14 protein-coding genes and 4 pseudogenes are annotated in these 18,813 nt (G+C 61.1%); 5 read left to right on the forward strand and 13 right to left on the reverse strand.

What is annotated here, in order from left to right; all coding sequences use genetic code 11:
* The first annotated feature begins 39 nt into the window (after positions 1 to 39).
* Entirely contained in the window at positions 40 to 999 is a 960-nt protein-coding gene (locus ACFQH2_RS10945) for a DUF1616 domain-containing protein (protein ID WP_377076732.1), read from the forward strand.
* A gap of 145 nt (positions 1,000 to 1,144) precedes the next feature.
* On the opposite strand, the gene ACFQH2_RS10950 is transcribed toward ACFQH2_RS10945, so the two are convergent.
* Positions 1,145 to 1,654 carry a DUF7344 domain-containing protein gene (locus ACFQH2_RS10950; RefSeq protein WP_377076733.1) on the reverse strand — a complete coding sequence of 170 codons (510 nt, stop codon included), beginning with the start codon at positions 1,652 to 1,654 and terminating at the stop codon, positions 1,145 to 1,147.
* Positions 1,655 to 2,115: 461 nt separating this feature from the next.
* On the opposite strand from ACFQH2_RS10950, the gene ACFQH2_RS10955 reads away from it, so the two are divergent.
* The 3 genes from ACFQH2_RS10955 to ACFQH2_RS10965 are packed head-to-tail and all read left to right on the forward strand — an operon-like array spanning position 2,116 to position 5,595.
* Positions 2,116 to 3,204 carry a DegT/DnrJ/EryC1/StrS family aminotransferase gene (locus tag ACFQH2_RS10955; RefSeq protein ID WP_377053554.1) on the forward strand — a complete coding sequence of 363 codons (1,089 nt, stop codon included), beginning with the start codon at positions 2,116 to 2,118 and terminating at the stop codon, positions 3,202 to 3,204.
* Positions 3,205 to 3,232: 28 nt separating this feature from the next.
* Positions 3,233 to 4,198 carry a Gfo/Idh/MocA family oxidoreductase gene (locus ACFQH2_RS10960; protein ID WP_377053556.1) on the forward strand — a complete coding sequence of 322 codons (966 nt, stop codon included), beginning with the start codon at positions 3,233 to 3,235 and terminating at the stop codon, positions 4,196 to 4,198.
* Between the two features lie 2 nt (positions 4,199 to 4,200).
* Positions 4,201 to 5,595, forward strand: coding sequence for a nucleotide sugar dehydrogenase (locus ACFQH2_RS10965; protein WP_377053558.1), 1,395 nt, complete (start codon positions 4,201 to 4,203; stop codon positions 5,593 to 5,595).
* Between the two features lie 52 nt (positions 5,596 to 5,647).
* Here ACFQH2_RS10965 and ACFQH2_RS10970 read toward each other — a convergent pair whose 3' ends face one another.
* A complete protein-coding gene (locus ACFQH2_RS10970) occupies positions 5,648 to 6,154 on the reverse strand; it encodes a CARDB domain-containing protein (protein ID WP_377076734.1) in 507 nt (168 codons plus the stop codon).
* The gene (locus tag ACFQH2_RS10975) at positions 6,091 to 6,891 is read right to left on the reverse strand and encodes a hypothetical protein (protein WP_377076735.1); all 801 of its coding nucleotides are present in this window, start codon (positions 6,889 to 6,891) and stop codon (positions 6,091 to 6,093) included. Before ACFQH2_RS10975 ends, ACFQH2_RS10970 begins: the two co-directional genes overlap by 64 nt.
* A gap of 271 nt (positions 6,892 to 7,162) precedes the next feature.
* Between ACFQH2_RS10975 and ACFQH2_RS10980 the strand changes: the two genes are divergently transcribed.
* Positions 7,163 to 8,158, forward strand: a complete 996-nt coding sequence (locus tag ACFQH2_RS10980) for a glycosyltransferase family 2 protein (protein WP_377053562.1) — start codon at positions 7,163 to 7,165, stop codon at positions 8,156 to 8,158.
* Positions 8,159 to 8,313: 155 nt separating this feature from the next.
* On the opposite strand, the pseudogene ACFQH2_RS10985 reads toward ACFQH2_RS10980, so the two are convergent.
* The 10 genes and pseudogenes from ACFQH2_RS10985 to ACFQH2_RS11030 all read right to left on the reverse strand — a co-directional run bounded on the left by ACFQH2_RS10985 (position 8,314) and on the right by ACFQH2_RS11030 (position 18,611).
* A pseudogene (locus tag ACFQH2_RS10985) lies at positions 8,314 to 9,256 on the reverse strand (NAD-dependent epimerase/dehydratase family protein).
* 182 nt (positions 9,257 to 9,438) lie between these two features.
* Positions 9,439 to 11,259, reverse strand: a complete 1,821-nt coding sequence (locus ACFQH2_RS10990) for a hypothetical protein (protein ID WP_377053566.1) — start codon at positions 11,257 to 11,259, stop codon at positions 9,439 to 9,441.
* A gap of 6 nt (positions 11,260 to 11,265) precedes the next feature.
* Positions 11,266 to 12,197: pseudogene (locus ACFQH2_RS10995) on the reverse strand (glycosyltransferase family 4 protein).
* An 80-nt stretch (positions 12,198 to 12,277) separates the two neighbouring features.
* A pseudogene (locus ACFQH2_RS11000) lies at positions 12,278 to 13,281 on the reverse strand (GNAT family N-acetyltransferase).
* Between the two features lie 96 nt (positions 13,282 to 13,377).
* Positions 13,378 to 14,309 (reverse strand): annotated as a pseudogene (locus tag ACFQH2_RS11005) (polysaccharide deacetylase family protein).
* Complete coding sequence (locus ACFQH2_RS11010; protein WP_377053574.1) at positions 14,306 to 15,682, reverse strand: nucleotide sugar dehydrogenase; 1,377 nt, start codon at positions 15,680 to 15,682, stop codon at positions 14,306 to 14,308. The pseudogene ACFQH2_RS11005 and the gene ACFQH2_RS11010 overlap by 4 nt, the downstream one beginning before the upstream one ends.
* Entirely contained in the window at positions 15,679 to 16,260 is a 582-nt protein-coding gene (locus tag ACFQH2_RS11015) for an acyltransferase (protein WP_377053576.1), read from the reverse strand. Before ACFQH2_RS11015 ends, ACFQH2_RS11010 begins: the two co-directional genes overlap by 4 nt.
* Before the next feature lie 203 nt (positions 16,261 to 16,463).
* Entirely contained in the window at positions 16,464 to 16,673 is a 210-nt protein-coding gene (locus ACFQH2_RS11020) for a hypothetical protein (protein WP_377053578.1), read from the reverse strand.
* 91 nt (positions 16,674 to 16,764) lie between these two features.
* Entirely contained in the window at positions 16,765 to 17,196 is a 432-nt protein-coding gene (locus tag ACFQH2_RS11025) for a hypothetical protein (RefSeq protein ID WP_377076736.1), read from the reverse strand.
* Positions 17,197 to 17,441: 245 nt separating this feature from the next.
* Positions 17,442 to 18,611 (reverse strand): hypothetical protein, encoded by a 1,170-nt coding sequence (locus ACFQH2_RS11030; protein WP_377076737.1) that lies wholly within the window; start codon positions 18,609 to 18,611, stop codon positions 17,442 to 17,444.
* Positions 18,612 to 18,813 lie beyond the last annotated feature (202 nt).

Raw genomic sequence — 18,813 nt, forward strand, 5'->3', positions numbered from 1 at the left:
TCCCTCCAACAGTTCCAGCGGCTAATCGGACCAGGAGCTGTGGACGCGGCGGCAGCGATCGGTTACGTGGCAATCGTCGGAGCGCTGTTCTACTTCGTCGGACTATCCGGCTTCCTTCGGACGCTGCTCGCACTGCCGGTTCTACTCCTGTTGCCAGGGTACGCTCTCGTCTCGGTCGTGTTTCCAGCGCGGCCCGACCGGTCGGAGACACCCACACCCGACGAAAGATCAGGAATCGGATTGCTGGATACCGGTTCGCCGGGATGGTACGAGCGCCTCGCACTGTCTGTAGCGATGAGTATCGTGCTCCTCCCGCTGTTTGCACTGGTGCTTGCTACGACTCGGTGGGACTTTTCAACCCCCGCAGTGCTCGTCTCGGTCGGGGGGTTCACAATCATCATGATGCTCGGAGCGCTTGCGAGACGAGCCACCATCCCGGCTGACGACCGGTTCCGATACCCCGGCATTGCAGGTGCAGAGAGCCTTTCGGAGCTGATTCCTGAAGACAGCCCGATCGACGGCGTTCTCAACGTCGTACTCCTGGTAACCATCGTACTCGCACTGGGGACGGTTGCGTACGGACTCGCCGCACCACAGCCCGATCAATCGACGACCGAGGTCCAGTTGCTCACCCAAACCGACGACGGAGAGCTGGTCCAGGCAGGCTACCCGGAGACGATTCCAGCCGATGACAGCGTCGAAATGACAGTGGCCATCACTAACGACGATGCCGAACCGTCGACCTACACGGTGGTCATCGAGGCCCAGCAAGTCGAAGAAACCGGTGACGGACTCGGGGTCATCGACGAGGCAGAGATCGCACAACTACAGTTGTCCGCCGATCCCGGAGAACGGGCCACGCAGGAACATTCGATCTCTCCGCCGATGACTGGCGAGAATATCCGCCTGAACTACTACCTCTACGAGGGTGATCCACCCGAAGACCCTGGCCCTGAGACGGCCGATGACCACCTCTGGATCACTGTCGAAAGCGTCTAACTTCCTGCGTTCCGTTTTCTTCGTCCATCAGAAGATACGGCTAGCGTGTCCAGTGTGCAGGACCCTCTCGTAGAAGGGTGGGACATGAAAACAGTTGCAGTGTGTCGGGGAGAGACGAGCGGGGCCAGACCGTCGATCAGTCTGATCAGGGTTCTCGTTTGTCGATCAGTTCGGAGGAGAATTCGTCGCTACGCCGCTGTGTCGTGATCAGATGACCGATGGCGGTGACAGCAAACGCGACGATAATAAGGAGACCGGCGACGAACTGCGAGACCACCCCAATAAGTCCGAGCGCAACAGCACCGTAAAAAAGACCGCCGACGATCGCGATAGCAAGATAGTACTGTTGCCACGGCCGTCGCTCCTCCTCCCGTGACAGATAGGCACTGATATCGACTGCCTGATCTGATAGCGAAACGACACCGGAATCGGAGTCGTATTCGACGATCCCCGCGTCGTCCATCTTCGGGACGTGGGTCTGGTACAACGACACGTAGACACGTTTTCGCTGCTGGCTCGACAGATCCTCGACATCGACTTCGTTCTCCCAGGCGGCGACCTCGTCGGCGAGCTCCCCGATCGTTACCTCTTCGTCGATCTGGTTGAGATAGTACAGCACGAACCGACGTCGTGGACTGCTCAGCAGATCAAACACTACGTCTTGTGATAGTTGATCTTGGTCGGATGTGGACATTAGTTTCGTCTCATACTGGTCACTTCCCCCGCATGCGCTTTTGCCCCTCTACAATAGCAGGTCACCTAATCGTTACTTTGTTACAGACTGACTAAATGAAGAGAGCGAGAATATGGACTCTTTGATCCGTCTGGCGTCAGATTCTGACCGATGCCGTGCTGACGGGTGCCGCCTCCGATACCCCTCTGGCGACAAGCATCAGAGAATACGGGTACTACTCGGCGTACAACCCGTCTATAACAAAGATAGCAGATCAGCAAGGAGGTTGTAGTTCCCGACATCGGACTAATCATGTTGCAGAGCACCATACAATTCTCCGGACGGTCTGTATCGAATCCGCCCAGTCGTCCCAATACGGATACGGCGGGCAGAAAACCGCCGATCAGAGCCCTCCAACCGACCGAAGCCGACGAGGTAGCGTAATGTCGTCGATTCCGATAGCGAACCCGGACCTCGGCGACGAGGAGATCAGACGGGTCGCCGAGATCATCGACAGCGGAATGATTGCCGACGGACCGACCGTCCGGCAGTTCGAGTCGGAGTTCGCCGACTACTGCGACGCCGGCCATGCCGTCGCAACCTCAAACGGCACGACGGCGTTGCATGCGGCGTTCGAGGCGCTGGGGATCGGACCGGGCGACCGGGTCGTCACAACGCCGTTTTCGTTCGTCGCGAGCGCGAACGCGATCCGCCTGGCCGGGGCCGAGCCGGTGTTTGCGGACATCGATCCCGAGACGTACAACCTCGATCCACACGCGGTCGCAAGACTGCTCGCGGAGGAAGGCGACACCATCGACGCAATCCTCGCTGTCCACCTGTACGGCCTGCCCGCGAACGTCGGACCCCTCGCCAAACTTGCTGATACGTACGACCTTCAGCTAGTCGAGGACGCCGCACAGGCACACGGAGCCACCTACGAAGGAGAGCGTGTCGGCGCGTTCGGCGACGCGGCCTGCTTCTCGTTTTACCCGACCAAGAACATGACGACGGGCGAGGGAGGGATGATTACGACGGACCGACCGGAAGTGGCCAATCGGGCCGAACAGTTCGTCAATCACGGGCGAAGCGGCACCTACGAACACGTGGAACTCGGCCACAACTTCCGAATGACGAGCATCGGGGCCGCAATTGGGCTGGTCCAACTCGAAAAGCTTCCGGAGTATGTCGCCACCCGGCGGCAGAACGCCCAGATGTTGACGGAACGGCTCCGTAGCCAGCCTGCCGTTACGACTCCGAGCGAGCCGACCTACTCTCGGCATGCGTATCACCAGTACACGATCCGCTGCAGAGATCGGGACGGGCTGAAAGCCTATCTCGACGACGCCGGGATCGGTGCTGGCGTCTATTACCCGACGCCGATCCACAGGCAACCGGCGTACGACCACGTCAGCGTCGACGCGCCGGTAGCGGAACGGGCGGCAGAGGAGGTGCTCTCTCTGCCGGTTCACCCCGAACTCTCGACCGACGACGTGCGATCGATCACCACCGTCGTCCAATCGTACTACGACTAACGAACTTCACAACAACTACCACACAGCTATGAACGGGAACACTATCGACGTCGGCGTGATCGGTGTCGGCAACATGGGACGCCATCATGTTCGCGTCTATCAAGAACTTCAGGCCACGACACTGGCAGGCGTCGCGGACGCCGACATGGACGCCGCGACGACAGTCGCATCGGACTACGAAACGACGGCACTCTCGATGGAGAAGCTACTCGACCGCGTCGATGCCGTCTCCATTGCCGTTCCGACCGAGTATCACTACCAGATTGCGCTCGAGGCGCTCCGAAAGGACGTCCACGTTCTCATCGAGAAGCCGCTGGTAGACTCAGCAAGCGAGGGTGAGGCGCTGATCGACTTCGCCGACGAGCGCAACCTCGTCTTACAGGTGGGTCACGTCGAGCGGTTCAATCCGGCGATCAGAGCCCTCACCGATATCGTCCCTGAACTGGAGGTGCTCTCGGTCGACGCCAAACGTCTCGGTCCGCCGCTCGACCGGGAGATAGGGACCAGTCCAGTGCTCGATCTGATGATCCACGACATCGACATTCTCCTCTCTTTGCTGGGAAGTGAGGCAACAGTGCTCGATGCGAACGCCACTGCCGACGACCAGTACGTCACCGCGACGGTCGAGTTCGGCGACGTTCTGGGGACGCTTACGGCCAGTCGGATCACCCAGCGGAAGGTGCGCGAACTGACTATCACGGCCCGGGAGTGTCAGGTCCACATCGATTACATCTCCCGATCGGTTCAGATTCACCGCCATTCGGTTCCGGAGTATATCGAGGAGAACGGCGACCTCCGGTACCGACACGAGAACATCGTCGAACACCCGACCATCGAAAACGGTGAACCGCTGAAAAAGGAACTCGCTGCGTTTGCCGAGAGCATTCGCGAGGGAACCAGGCCCGTCGTCAGCGGCGAGGAGGGACTCGAAGCGCTCGCTGTGGCCAGGGAGATAGAAAACGCTGCGCTGGAAAAAACACGGGTCGTTCAGTAGCAATGTCCAAAACGCTTCGAGAGGCACAGCGGTCTCGGTTGTATCGCAGTGAGGCGACGCCGCAGGAGCAACGCGCCGCACTGCAAAGCGGCGACGTTCCAGTGGCTGTGTACGGCCTGGGGCGGCTTGGCCTCCCGCTCTCGCTGGTCTACGCGGGCACGACCGGCAGCGTCCTCGGCGTCGGCGAGGACGCAGAGCGCGTCGCGCGGATCGAGGACGGCGACTGTCCAATCGAGGACGAACCCAGACTCCCGTCGCTCGTACGGACGGCGACTCAGGCGGGGGCGCTTTCCGCGACGACCGAGACGACTGCGGCCGGGAACGAAGCGACTGTCCACGTCGTCGCGACGGAGACCGGCGTTCGTACCGACGGCGCACCGGACTTTTCCGTACTCAGAACGCTACTCCGGGATATCGCACGCGGGTTGGATCGCAACGATCTGGTACTCGTCGAATCGGTGGTTCCGCCGGGTACCTGCAAAGACGTCGTCAAGCCGATACTGATGGCGGGGAGCGGCCTCGATGCCGGCGAATTCGGCGTCGCGGCCTGTCCGACTCGTGCAAGTCCAGGCCGATCGCTCCGGGACATGCGCGGGGGCTACCCAAAAATCGTCGGCGGGGTCGACCCGGAAAGCACCCGCGCGGCCGAACTGGTGTACGACGAACTCCGTATCTCCGGCGTGGAGACGGTCGAGACCAGCACTGTCGCCGAGTGTGCCCGGATCGTCGGGAGCGTCTATCGGGACGTCACGGTCAGTCTGGCGAACGAACTCGCACGCCTCGCCGACGAACTCGGGACGGACGTCAGGCAGGCCATCGAGGCGGCGAATACGCGGTCGGACTGTCACGTCCCCGAACCGAGGCCCGGTACCGGCGGACACGTACTACCGGACTACCCCTACTACCTCATCAACGAATACGCGTCACCGACGCCGCTGCTCGAATCCGCACGGAGTGTCAACGAGTCGATGCCGGAACATCTCGCAGGAACGCTGGTCCGGGAGTTCGCGTCGGCGAATACCCACATCGAGGATGCAGTAGTGTTACTGCTCGGACTCACCCATCACCCGAACGTGGCCGAAACCCGCAAATCGCCCGCGATCGAACTGGCAAAGACGCTCTCTGGCTTCGGCGCAACTGTGGTCGGCGTCGACCCGCATGTCGATGAGGCTCCGGAGTTCGACGATATTTACCTTGCGGGGCTGGATCACGTCCAGGAGATGGATCTGGACGGCGTCGTCCTGGTGACCGACCACGACGCGTTCGACGAGTTCGACTGGGCGGCGTTCGAGTCACCGCTGGTCGTCCTCGACAGCAGGGATTCGCTGGATCCGTCGACCGACCCTGCCGTCGGGACACATCACGTCGCGACGCTGGGCAGGTCTTCGTCGGATTGACTGCCTCTCGGAGTGCTTCCGGCCGGCGAGAGTCGGGCCCCCGTCTCTCGGATTAGTTTCGGCTGGTGCCGGGGATCGGATCGTAGAAAGGAGGGTACGCCGTCGTCGCGCTGAGGATCACTCGGTTCGCCGCGCCCACCCGATGGCAGCGTCGCCACGAGAGCAAGGAGCGCAGCGAGGACGCCGAACCCGGAGAGACCATCGTCGCAGGTGGCCCCTGCGTGTCCGTTTCGCCGCCGTTTTCACCGGTTTCGTTTCCACTGGTCCCGTTTTCACCGCTCACCTCCGATGGCTCCTCGATCACCACAACTGATGTGGTCGATCCGTTGACGCCGACGTCGTACCTTCCCGGTTCGTCGAACGTCAGTTCCGTGGCCAGATGTTCGCTCTCTCCGCCGTCCAATGTGACCGACTGCGTATCGATCACCTCACCCGCCGATGTGAACTCGATATCGAACGTCCCTGACGCATCTCCGGCGTTTGCGACATCGGCCCTCAGCTCGACCGTTTCCCCGGGTCCAGCCGAGGATGGAGTCGTAGAGAGGCCCGATATCGACATCTCAGGGGTCCCCCCGACGTGATCGTTATCGGCTCGTCTATACTCTGTAGCGACGTGCTCGTGAAGGACTCACCGTCTCCCGAAATCACTTTCCAGTCGTCCACCTGTCCGTCGTAGCCCACTGGATCCTCGTACCGGTAGTCCGCATTCTCGTTAAAGTATGGCTCGATCGTTATCTCCCAGTCCTCGCCGTCGAGACCGCCGTTGAACGCGCCGCCATCGCTTCTGCCCTCCGACCAGATCCAGGTAATCCGACTTGACGTTCCATCGTGATCGAAGCTGTCGAGCGGGCCGCCGTAGTCGGTGTAGGTGTCATCCTCGATGACCCACTCGCCCTCTTCCGGCAGGCCATCGATCTGCATGGTAATCGATCCACCGCGCGTGTCGCCCTCTAGCTTGTCGTGAAGGAGTATGAGGCTTAGTCCGTCGCTCCCCTCGTAGAGCATGAGGACACTGGTGTCGTCCTCCTGATACTCGGTCGTTCCGTACGAACTGTAGAGGTAGTCCGGAGGGTCGTGTGTCTCGGGTGTTCGGTAGTCGTAGAACTCTTCGACCGTCTGGGTCCCGTTGCCGACCGGAACGATTTCTATCTCCTGGTCTCCCTGTGTGATGACGTAGGTCTGCTCACCGTCGTTTGGCGCCCCCACTGTCGACGGAGGCGCGAGTGCGGTGACACAGGCGATGCAGACGAGCAGGACCAGAGCGGTTCTCGAAATGTCTGACGTAGAGTCGTCCATTTGTCGGGCGTTACGACCTGTTCCCCGTTTGCCGACTTTGTTATACCACTGCTTGTGTTTCGTAAGATCGTGCTTCTTTGCAGTGTGAGTGGTCGAACCGGTCGATAGCACCGCTTCTACCGGTGATCACACGGGAACTGAGAGGTGAACAATCTCCGCCATGAGTCGACTGACAGCGGGCAAAACAAGCTCTTTATAACAATGAATCGGTGCCGTGTCAACGATTATACAGTGCAACGAATCGCTCGCGTACGAACTTCTGGTTCCTACTATGTACCGCAATCATAGCATCGGCGTCGTCGTCCCTGCCTACAACGAGGAGGGCTTCGTCGGCGAGGTTCTCGACACGCTACCGGAGTACGTAGACCGCGTGTACGCCGTCGATGATTGCTCGACGGACGGGACCTGGCAGGAGATACAGGCCCATGCGAACAAGCAAAAAGTCGGCTCGGAGCAGATCGCAGACGGCGGGGCCCAGTTCGATAGGCGTATCGTCCCGATCCGTCACGACCGGAACCGCGGCGTCGGCGGTGCGATCAAGACGGGCTATCAGCACGCCCTGTCGGATGGGATCGAGATTACGACAGTCGTCGGCGGCGATGGCCAGATGGATCCCACCGTCCTCGACCGGCTACTCGACCCGATCGTCGAGGGGCGAGCGGAGTACGCCAAAGGGAATCGATTGATCAAGGCCAAGCACCACGAAGAGATGCCGACGTTCCGACTATTCGGTAATTCGATCCTCTCGCTTCTGACGAAGATCGCAAGCGGCTACTGGAAACTCGGCGACCCGCAGAACGGCTACACTGCGATCTCCCTGCACACCCTGGAGACCGTCGATATCGATGACATGTACGAATACTACGGCTACTGCAATGACCTGCTCGTCAAGCTAAACGCCGCCGAGCTACGGGTGGCGGAGGTCGCGATTCCTAGCCGGTACGCCGACGAGGAAAGCCACATCTCGTACCCGCAGTACATCCCGAGAGTCTCCCTCATGTTGCTCTCGAATTTCCTGTGGCGACTCCGCGTGAAGTATCTGGTTCGTGACTTTCACCCGCTGGTGTTTCTCTACGGCATCGGCGCAGTGGCGTCTTTCGTCGGGGTTCTCAGAGCCGTCCGGAACAGGGTCAGCGCAGTAGTGGGAAAGAGCGACGACCACAAGAGTTCGCTTTCGGTCCTCCTCATTGGCACGCTGATGCTGATCCTGGCGATGATCTTCGATATGGAGGAAAACGAAGAGCTCGAAGTTCGCGAGTTCGACTGATCCGTCTCGGCCAGTAGAGTAACCTTACCTACGGTAAAATGGGAATAACAATAGCTACCTACGCCGTTCATTCGGGCGGGGGTTGGTTGGTCCCCTCCGATCCGGCATTATTTTTTGAACGGTCTCCGGGTAAAACGTCCGATGGAGAGCCCAGATCAGGTACGTGATTCCGCGATGAGGGCAGCAATCCCCTCGTCGAGCGGAACCGTCGGTTCGTAGTCGAGGTCCTCACGAGCACGTGCGAGCGCCGCCTCGCTACGCCGGACGTCCCCGGGTCGGGCGTCCGTGTGGACGACCTCCGACTCCGATCCGACAGTGCGACGGATCAGTTCGGCGAGTTCACGGATCGACGTGCTCGTCCCCGTACCGATGTTGTACGCACGGCCGGTGTGATCGGTCGTCGCCGCCGCGAGGTTGGCGTCGACGACGTCCGAGACGTGAACGAAATCTCGGGTCTGTTCGCCGTCGCCATGGACCGTGATCGGTTCGCCGGCCCCGGCCTGTTCGATGAAGGCGCTGATGACCCCGCTGTACTCGCCGGCAGTCTGGCCCGGTCCGTAGACGTTGAAGTATCGGAGCGGGACGGCATCGAGGTCGTACAGATCCGCGAACGCTCGGGTGTACTGGTCGAGTGCAGCTTGTCGATGGCGTACGGTGATTTCGGCCTCTTCGCCGCGTCTTCCGGTACCGGGGTCCGCTCCGGGTCGCCGTAGATCGCACAGCCAGAGGCGACGACGATTCTGCGTCCTCCCTGCGTGCCCGTTCGAGCAACTCGACCGTCGCGGTCGCGTTCGTTCGGTGGCTTCGTACCGGATCGTCGACCGAACGATCGACGCTCACGAGCCCTGCCTGATGGAAGATCACGTCGACGTCCGCGGTCGCCCAATCCAGTGCCGACTCGTCGCGCAGGTCGCCCTGGACGAGTTCGGCATCCTCCGGGACCTGTTCGCGTCGTCCCGACGAGAGATCATCTAGCACGCGAAGGTCGTTGTCCGCCACCAGCGCCTCTGCGATGTGGCTGCCGATGAACCCCGCCCCGCCGGTAACGAGGACCGTTTTGTCGGTGATCGGTGGACTATCGGTGTTGCTCCCTGTCATCAGGCGGGCACCCCTCCCGGTGTCGTCGCACTATTCATACGACACAGCACACAGTAGTTGCGGTTTGTTATGGTGCCGCTACGCGCCCTGCCGGATACGAGCGATGGGTCGACGCGCCGCTGACGGCGCTATCATCTACAGGAAAAACGGCAGAATCGATGGCGCTCGGCGACGCTCGATCCTCACTCGTCGGGATCGATCAGGTACAACCGGAACTCACCATTGGACTGGACACGATCGATCTCGGTGCTCTGTTCTAGCTGCTGGAACCCCTGCTCCGTGTACCGTAGTTCGTCGAAGAGTCTGACCTCTCGGTCGTAGTCCGCAGTCGTAGCAGGCACGTAGATGCGTCTGTCGTAAGCCGCAGCCAGATCGCCATTAAAGTCCTCTTCGCTGATCTCCGCACGACTGCCGGGGAACTCGTTGGAAGCTTCCGATCCGGTGCCGTAGTAGGCATTGACGTACCGCCGCGGGCCGGAGCGGATCCCGGCAAACACGATCTCCTCGTCGCGGTCCTCGAACGCCGTCTCGTATCCGCTCATCTGTTGTTCGGTGATCTGATTGCTCGGCTGATACATATACGGAGACGGGTGAAAGGCGAGCAACTGCATGACGAGGAAGATCACGAACAACAACCCGATAGCTGACGATACCACCGGTTTCGCGCCGAGATCGTCGATGCGGTCGATTCCGACTGTGACCGCGGCAGCCCCCAGGATCGTGACGATCACCATCGCAAATCCGAAGTACCGGAAGTACTGATCGGAGGCCGCAGCGACGAAAAATACGGCGAAAAAGAATCCTGCAACGATCAACGTAGCGATCATGTACTGAACGAATCCCCGACCGTCCGGGCCGATCCGGTCTGTGGCCCCGAGAAGCAGAGCGAGGACGAGGATGCCCGCGAAGATCAGGTAGACGAGACTGATGCCGAACAGTTTCACGAACACTTCCTGGAGAGTGCCGCCGAGGACGGCCAGCGAGACGCTCCGGCCAGCGACTCCCGATCCCACTGACCCGCCAGAGAGCAGGCTGGTCACGATGTCGACGATTGCGATGCGGATCCGTTCGAGTCGTGGGACCCACAACAGGTACACCAGCGTGAAAAGTGCCGTCTGGTCGTACAGTCTACGATGCCCGTTGATCGGGTGGTCCGTGTCGCGAAACGTCATGTAGCCGTACTGAAGTAGCGTAATGAGCAGGAACGCCCCGAGCAAAACCAGTGCCTGTTGTGGGTGCAACAGTATGGTCGCTATTGTCGACATGCCAAGCAGGAGTCCAACCGCGGATACCGAGCCGATCGGATATCGGTCACCGCTATCACGGAGATATCCAAACAGCAAGTAGAGGACGACCGGGAGGAACAAGATCGTCTGCGTAGTCGGGTGCGCAGTGGTGTGCGTTCCGAGGTTGTTGATCGGCAACAACAGCAGTCCCGAAAGCAGACCGACGAGCATGGCTGGCCCGGAGTTGGTGATAGAACCCACACAGAGGGGGACGAACAGCAAGAACAGGCCGAAGAACACGACGACTGTCAGCATCACCGCGTGGGTATCCGCAAGCGCACCGCCTTCGGCGAGTATCGTCGCGACTGAGTGGACCCCGGGATACCGCATACTCGCAGGATGCAGATTGCCGGCCTCGAACATCCGGACCCAGCCCAGATGACTCAACGAGTCGCCCGGTCCGTAGAAGTGAAAGCTCCGGAGTATGGGAAGTCCGATCACCGAGAGCACCGCCGATGCGGTCAGCAGCATCGAGCCCTGGCGGATCCGTCGCTCCCCCGCCGAATTGAAGCCGACCCCGATTCCGAGCACGCCTGCGAGACCGAGGCCCACCCAGGTCAGTAGCGGTGTCCCCTGATAGAAGGAAACCTCGTAGCCGTTGGCAGGGTTGGTCCGCGCCACCAGCACGCCCGCTGTCAGGGCGAGAAAACCGACCAATAGCAGTAGCTTTCGAGCGCGTCTTCCCGCCTGGTCAGTCTGTGTCGATGTGGTAGACATTGGTGCTTACTCGTCGAGGACCTCTCGATACACGCGTAGCAGTCGTTCGGCCATTCGCTCGATACGTATCTCGGCGACGACCGCTCTGCCGTTGGATTCGCGGTCGGCGTCGAGGACGGAGACCAGACAGTCGACGAGTTCGGCGTCGTCCTGCGCGACGAAGGAGTGGTGGACTCCGCGCAGGCGCTCGCGAACGTCACCGACGTCCGTCGAGACCACCGGCAGATTGCAGGCCATCGCCTCCTTGACCGAGTTGGGCGACCCCTCGCGATCCGAGGTCAACAAAAGCGCGTCGGCGGCGTTCATGTACACCGACATCCGCCTGTGAGGGACACCGGTCACGAAGTGGAGTTCGACCGGCCCGTCGAGTCGGTCCCGGGCCGCCTCGACGACGCGCTCGGCCAGCGGAGCGTTCTTGACTGACTTCCTCTCGCGTACGGGAAGAGGACGTGGTTGCGACCGTTGTCCCAGCCAAGGTCCGCCTGGGCCTCGCGCTGATCAGTCGGCTGGAACCGATCGAGATCGATCCCATGCGGGATCACGTGGGCCTCGGTTCCCAGTTCCGCGGCCATCCCGTCGGACATGACGACGACATCGTCGGCAAGCCGGGCACAGAGTTTGCTCACCGGGCCGTACCTGCCGAACAGATCCGACCCCCAGAGCGAGACGACGACAGGAAGGTTCGGTTGCAGGACTGCCGCCGGCGCAGTGAGTCCGTAGTTGGCGTGGACCAGATCGTAGTCGCCGAACGACGCTCCGATGGCCCGGGGCAGGAACTCCAGATACTGCACGATCGACCGACCGCGGATGTCGCCGTCGACGACCCGGTCTTCGGGCACCGAGACTGTAGTACAGGAGATGCCGAACTCCTCGAGTATCGAAACCTGCTGTTTGAAAAACCGCGCTTCGTCGTTCGTCACTAGATTTAAAACCGATATGTCGACGTCGGTCTGCGGACTGGCGTCCGGTCCCGTCTCAGGAGCAGTGACCGTACCTCCCTCATCGACTGCCTGCCGACTCATCGTGCCACCATCTGATAGGCCCGTTTCGCGACTTCCATCCCCGGACCCGAGGACTCGGTGACGTAGTACGGTACCAACTCCGCGGCAAACTTGCTTTTGTACTGACAGAGTCGCTCGGTGTTCGCCCCCATCAGGTCGTAGCCCGTCACCGACTCTATCGGTGGATCCTCGATAATGTCCCGGATCACGTGCCAGTGGAGGAGGCTATTGATGCTGACGTTCTCGTGGGTCGCACGAGTCCCGCCCTGCCAGAAGTAGCCCGCGTCGTTCGAGTAGAGTACGGTGATCCCGCTGAGAAACCGCCCCTCGGGCGTTCGGGCGACGTACACGCGCGAGCGATCGTCGAGCCTCGTTACGAGGTCACGGACGTACGGCCAGGTAAGCGGAAACGTCCGATCCTGCTCCTCGTACCGGCGTTTCGTCGCGTCGTACACGGTACGTGCTCCCTGGACGCCCTCGCGTTCGATCCGGATATCTAGCTCTTCACCATCGCCGATCTCCCGGCGGAGACTCTTGCTGAACGACTTCAGTACGTCGTCGGGCGACCGGTCGTCGAGGTCGAGCAGGTAGGTGAACTTCGTCTCGACGTCCATGTCGGCCCACCGGTAGGGGCGCGGGTCGGTGTAGGCGGCGGTACAGATGGATCGGAACAGCGTCAGGGAGTCGTCGACTCCGATTTCGTCGAGCACGGCTTCGGTGAACTTCCGGTTGACGCGCTCGCGCTTGCGCTGTTTCGGGCTTGTCGGCATGACGATCGGTCCGAGACGGGGATCCCCATCCCTGGCGGTGGCGAGAAGACGGCGGTGCCGACCGACCGGTTCTGGACGATAACTGGAAACAGTCCGACCGGCTGTTCGCCCTTGAACCCGGCGTAGAGTCGTAGTTCGCCGGGGGCGTGATCGTCGAGCACGGACAGCGCACTCGGCGTGTGAAATACTTCGATCCCTCGATCAGGCAGGGCACGACTCCAGTCGTCGAGAGCAATATCCTCGATTCTCATGCTGGTCGTTCTGTGTATGATGGTCTTCTACCGCCCTTTGTTATCGCGTTCCTACCGGGCCATGCGGCCGCTTGCATGCTGGTCGGTACGCACCGCCTACGTCGACTCGTAGCTGTGACCGACGGCGTTGATCCCTTGCTCCGACCGAGTCCCTGATCCGTTCGCGTCCGGATGTTCCAGCCGTTCGTACAGGTCGCCAGGCGCGCCGACCCAGGCCCCTCGTTCGAGAGCCTCCTCGATGATCCGTCGGTAGAGCGCTGCGAACCCGGGGAAATCGCATCGACTGAAGTAGCGCGGATGCCAGAGTATCGTCATCACAGCACCGCGTTCTTCCGCCTCCGCGAGCACTGCCTTGCACTCCTCCCAGGCGTACTCGAACTGCTCTGCCGGATCCGGAAGCGCGACCTCCATAATCGTCAGCGGGAAGACGACGAACTCGTCATCGAACGGGCGCTGTACCGAATCGCCGTACTGGAACCCGTAGGTGCTGCTGGAACCGAGGCTGGTGTCGTACTGGAGGCCGATCGCTCGGTGATGTCGCCAGGTTTCAGGAAGTTCGAGGTTCAGGTAATGCTGTCGCCCGCCGACTATCTCCTGTCCGAGCACTGATTCGATGTGGGCTTTCTCCTCTCGGAGTCGTTCCCGGTCGTCGTAGGACTTGTAGGAGCCGTGAAGGCCGACCTCCCACCCCCTGCGTCGAGGTCGTGTATCACGTCTGCGATTTCGGGGTCGTCGAGCGAGTACCGACCCATATACCGATTCCAGTTTTCGGGATCGAACCAGTCACGGATAGGGCGATCACGTAGCAGGTGCTGCTCGTCGAGGAAATAAAAGGCCGACCGGACGCCCAGTGAGTCCTCGATAGCCATGATACGCTTGAACTGCCAGTAAGGGTTCTTCCCCGGGAGCGCGCTTTTCAGGTGGCTGATATCTCGCTCGGTAATAGCGTAGTACGCCGACTGATAGGTCTTGTACGGCCGGTCGACGTCGTGAGTCAGACAGAGTGCGAAGGGGTGGTCATCGATCATTGTGGCCGACCCGTACCGATGGCGTACCGCCGATGCTCAGTCTCTGCGAGGTCCAGCGATGCATGGCCGTCAATGACGACCAGCGGGCGGTCGAAGTCAGTCCAGTCGACTGCGTCGAACTCCTCGTGGGGAGTCGCGAGGACGACCGCGTCGAGGTCGTGGTCGTACAGTGTCTCCAGCGGGATCTGCCCGCCGCCGAACTCGCTCGTGTCGTCGAGCATCGGATCGATGGTCAGGACGTCCGCACCGAGGTCGTCGAGTCTGTGGGTGATCGGAATCGCCGGACTCGCACGGATCTCCTCGACGCCAGGTCGGTAGGTCAATCCGAGGACTGCGACGCGGGCGTCCGCGACGTTCTTCCCGACGCTCGCCAGCTCCTCGGCAAGCTTTCTGATGGTAAAAGCGGGCATCTCGTCGTTGATCTCTCGTGCCGTCTTCAGCAGGCGATTGTCGGTCTCCAGCCCCTCGATGAGGAAGTACGGGTAGTACGGTATGCAGTGACCGCCGACGCCGGGGCTCGGATCGTGGATGTCACAATAGGGCTGGGTGTTGGCGACGCTGATCGCCTCGCGGACGTCGATCCCCAGTTCGTCAGTCATCTGGGCGAGTTCGTTCGCCAGCGCGATGTTGACGTCCCGGTAGACGCCCTCGAACACTTTGACCGCCTCCGCCGTCGTCGTATCCGAGACGGGAATCGTCCCCTTCGCGTTGATCTCCTCGTAGATGAGTTGGGCAACGCGGGTGCTCTCGGCGTCGATACCGCCGACGACCTTGGGGTACGCTCCCTGGATATCTTCGAGCGCCCGCCCGCTTGCGGTGCGTTCCGGGCAAAAGGCGAGACCGAACTCGCCGACGTCTACCCCGCTTTCTCGCGTGAGACGCGGGTGAACGACCTCGGAGCAGGTCCGTGGCGGGACAGTCGATTCGACGATAACGAGGTCGCCGGCCGAGAGGCCGCTCGCCACGTCGTCGACCACACTCTGTAGGATCGACAGGTCGGGGACGTGCTCGTCGGTCAACAGCGTCGGGACGATAATGACGTGGACGGTCGCCGCTCGGGCCGCTTCGGCCGGGTCGTCGACTGCACGGAGGGCATCTTCCGCGACGAGTTCGGACACGAGTTCGGCGAGACCGGGTTCGCGTTTGATATGACTCTCGCCGCGGTTGATACTCTCGACGACGTCCTCGTCGATGTCCGCCCCGATAACGTTGCTGCAGGTTTCTCCGTACACGCCCGCGAGCGGGAGACCCATCTTTCCGAGACCGTAGACGGCGACCGGAATCTCGCCGGCGCGAAACGCCCGGCGCTGTTCCTCGGTGGCACTGTCGCCAACGGCGGGATCGTACAGGGTTGGAGTCGTCGTTCGGCTCATCCAATGAGGTTCCTCCCGTCGAGCGGTTCGGGAAGCGGTTCATGTGTGGCCGGCGCGCCCACCGCGAGCGTCTCCGGCGGAACGTCTTCGGTGACGACAGCACCAGCGGCGACGAACGAGCCCTCACCGACCGTGACGCCGGGAAGGATGACCGCGTTCGCGCCGACGGAGACGTGATCCGACAGCGTCGGGCCGACCAGGCCCTCGTCGCGTCGGACAGGATACGGATCGTTCGTACAGACCGCGTGCGGGCCGAGAAACACCTGGTCGCCGATATCGGTGTACGGCGGGACGTAGACCCCCGTCTGGAGGCTAACCGAGGATCCGATGGTCGTCGTCCCGTCGATGACGGTGTTCGTCCCCACGACGACGTCGTCGCCGATAGCCGTCTGTTCCCTGACGACGGCGTTATGACCGGTCTGGAACCGGTCTCCGATTTCCACGTCGGAGTAGATGATCGTCCCCGACCGGATGGTCGCGTCGGACCCGATCGATGGAGGGTCGCCGTCTTCGCCCGGTGTGCCGATAGTGACGTTCGGCTGGACGTTGACGTCGGGGCCGTACTGGGCCCCAGTCATCGAGACCCTCCGCCGTGTCCTGTCTTCGGGTGCTGCACTGTACATTGCCGATCGGTGCTCGTCATTAGAGTACTGAGTGAATCCATTCGCGGTCACACGCCCGCCGAGGCGTTATCGGTAGGTAACGTGTGATTCTCTTTGTTATACTCGTATTTCGAGAAGTAGGACAGTTATACCTGACTGCGGGCCGGGACACGGAACCGTTAGCGGTTCTGGATGACGTCGACGACGTCCGACTCGTCGGCGACGATGAACGCGTCCGACCGGAGGGCGTCCTCGTCAGCGGGGAGGAACAGGAGTTGCTCGCGACCTGCGGTGTCGGTGGATACGACGTCCCATTCCAGCGGATCGTAGCCCAGGTCGGCCTCCGGGTCCGGATCCATCGGGACGGTCTCCCACTCGTTCGATACCATTGCTAACTCGCCCCCGGAGGGCCTGATCGACGCTCTTTCGGAAACTGTATCGGCATTGTCCGACACGGAGTGGTTCTATAGCGCATGAATCTTACCGCCGATCGATATGAAGCGTTGCGTCGCCCCGGACCTCGACACTGACAACGTTGCCAGAGTAGCGATACCCATCTACACCTTGCCCGATGACGCCGATAGCTTTGTCCTCCGAGACGTTCGATGGAAGCGCATCCCACGCCATCCCCTTGTTAGCGATGGAGGTGTAATCCTCGCTCCGTTCGAGTTCGCCCGAGACGGTGAGCACGTACTGGCTCACGGTGTCGTTTTCGGAGCCATCGATGACGATGACGTTCGATATCTCCTCGTCGTCGGTGTCAGGGTCGTCCCCGTCCGAGGTGTACTGATCGTTGTCCGTGTCATTATCGGTCGTATCCTCGTCAGAGGTGCTATCGTCCTCTTCCTCGGCCTGCGTCCGCTCGACGAGTTCGTTGGCGTCGACCCGGTCCCCGTCCAGTTCGATTACCATGTCTTCCGAGAAGACCTCGGCTTCGGTTACCTGCCCGAACACCTCGAAGGCGTCACCGTAGCCGTTACCGGAGCTGCCCTCTGCGACGTACTGCTCTCCATCGCGATTGATCTCGAAGTTACTCGTCGCCCGGACGCCATTGCCGCTCGGACTCTGATAGGGCGATTCGCCCAGCGGTTCGATCGGGCCATCAGCGACTATCCGATACGCCGAGGAGGGCGCGTCCTCGGTCGTGATGAACGTTACTAGATGCGGATCTGTATCCGGGGTTTCCTCCGTCTGCTCGTCCCCGGATTCGGCCGCGTCACGGTCGCCGACCGGTGCTCGGGGGTCTTCGAGGCCATGTCACAACTCGATCCCTCGCAGTTGTTCGAGCCGGGCTCGATGCGCTGGTTCCCGGGTCCGGTCGCGTGGTTGTCGCTGCCCGACCAGGAGCCGCCACGATATCCGATTGCGGGGCTACCGCCTTCGTTGTAGATGCGAGTGTTCTCGACCACGCCGCTTCCGCCGTTATCCCGGGGGTGGATTTCGATCGGTGCATACGACAGTTCGTTGTAGACGTCACAATCTCGGATCGTGATGTTCTGACCGTTTCCTGACGTCCCCTCGCGGACCCAGATGCCACGCATATTGATACCGCTTGAGTCCCAGAGATCGTTTCGCTGATCGTCCAGAACGACGGTGGCGCCCTCGACCGTCGAGTTCGTGCCCCCGACCCGGACGTTCGCGATGTTGTTGTTCTTGTAGAGGCCGCCGAACACGTTGACCTCGCCGTCGTTCCCGAAGGAGCCACCGGGCGCGCTCCCATAGAGGCCGTTATCGGTGAACCCTTCCAGCCAGCAGTGTTCGAAGTTCGCAACGCCCGCGTGTTCGGGGCGTACGAACACTCCTTCGCCCTCCTCGTTGCTACCGTCGGGCCGAGCAACGCGTCTGATCGTCACCTCGTCACCGCTGTGGGCCCGCGCGGTGATGTTGCCGTTACCTCCAGCGACGCCTCGCCACATGATGTTGTCGACCAGCACATCGCCGCCGTTAGCGGCGATTACTTCCGAGAACGTGTAATCGTCGCCGTGGTCGAACACCACGTCGCCAAAGTCCCCTTCGCCACGAACCACGAGGTCGGCGTAGCCCGAACCGTGCCCACGGCTGAAAGCTCTCGTCGAGTAGTCGTATGTCCCCGCAGGGATGATTATCTCCATCCCGTCGTCGATGTAGTCTGACAGCCATTCGCCCGCGTCGTCGCCCTCTTCCATTCCCTCTTCACCGAGGTGGACAGTGCTCGCAGCGGCAGAGCCACTAAATAGACTCCCAACCCCCACCGCCGCAGTTGCGCCGCCAATAGTTTTCAGATACGACCGTCTCGGTAGCGATGATCCGCTTCTACCGTCGTCCGCACCTCGGTTATAATCTCCCATACTCCCGTAGGAACATCCTACTTTAATAACCCTTTTGACGGATTTGAGTACAATACTCTACGGTTGAGAAAAAATACATATATAAACATATTACTTACTAATATATACTTGCAGGTTACAATCGTAACTGGGTAATAAGGACTTACTCACGCCCGCCTCCATCCGACCCGCAAATGAAGCGGATTACTGTCTGTGTGATACA

The organism is Natronoarchaeum sp. GCM10025703 (assembly GCF_042661985.1).
GTDB lineage: Archaea > Halobacteriota > Halobacteria > Halobacteriales > Natronoarchaeaceae > Natranaeroarchaeum.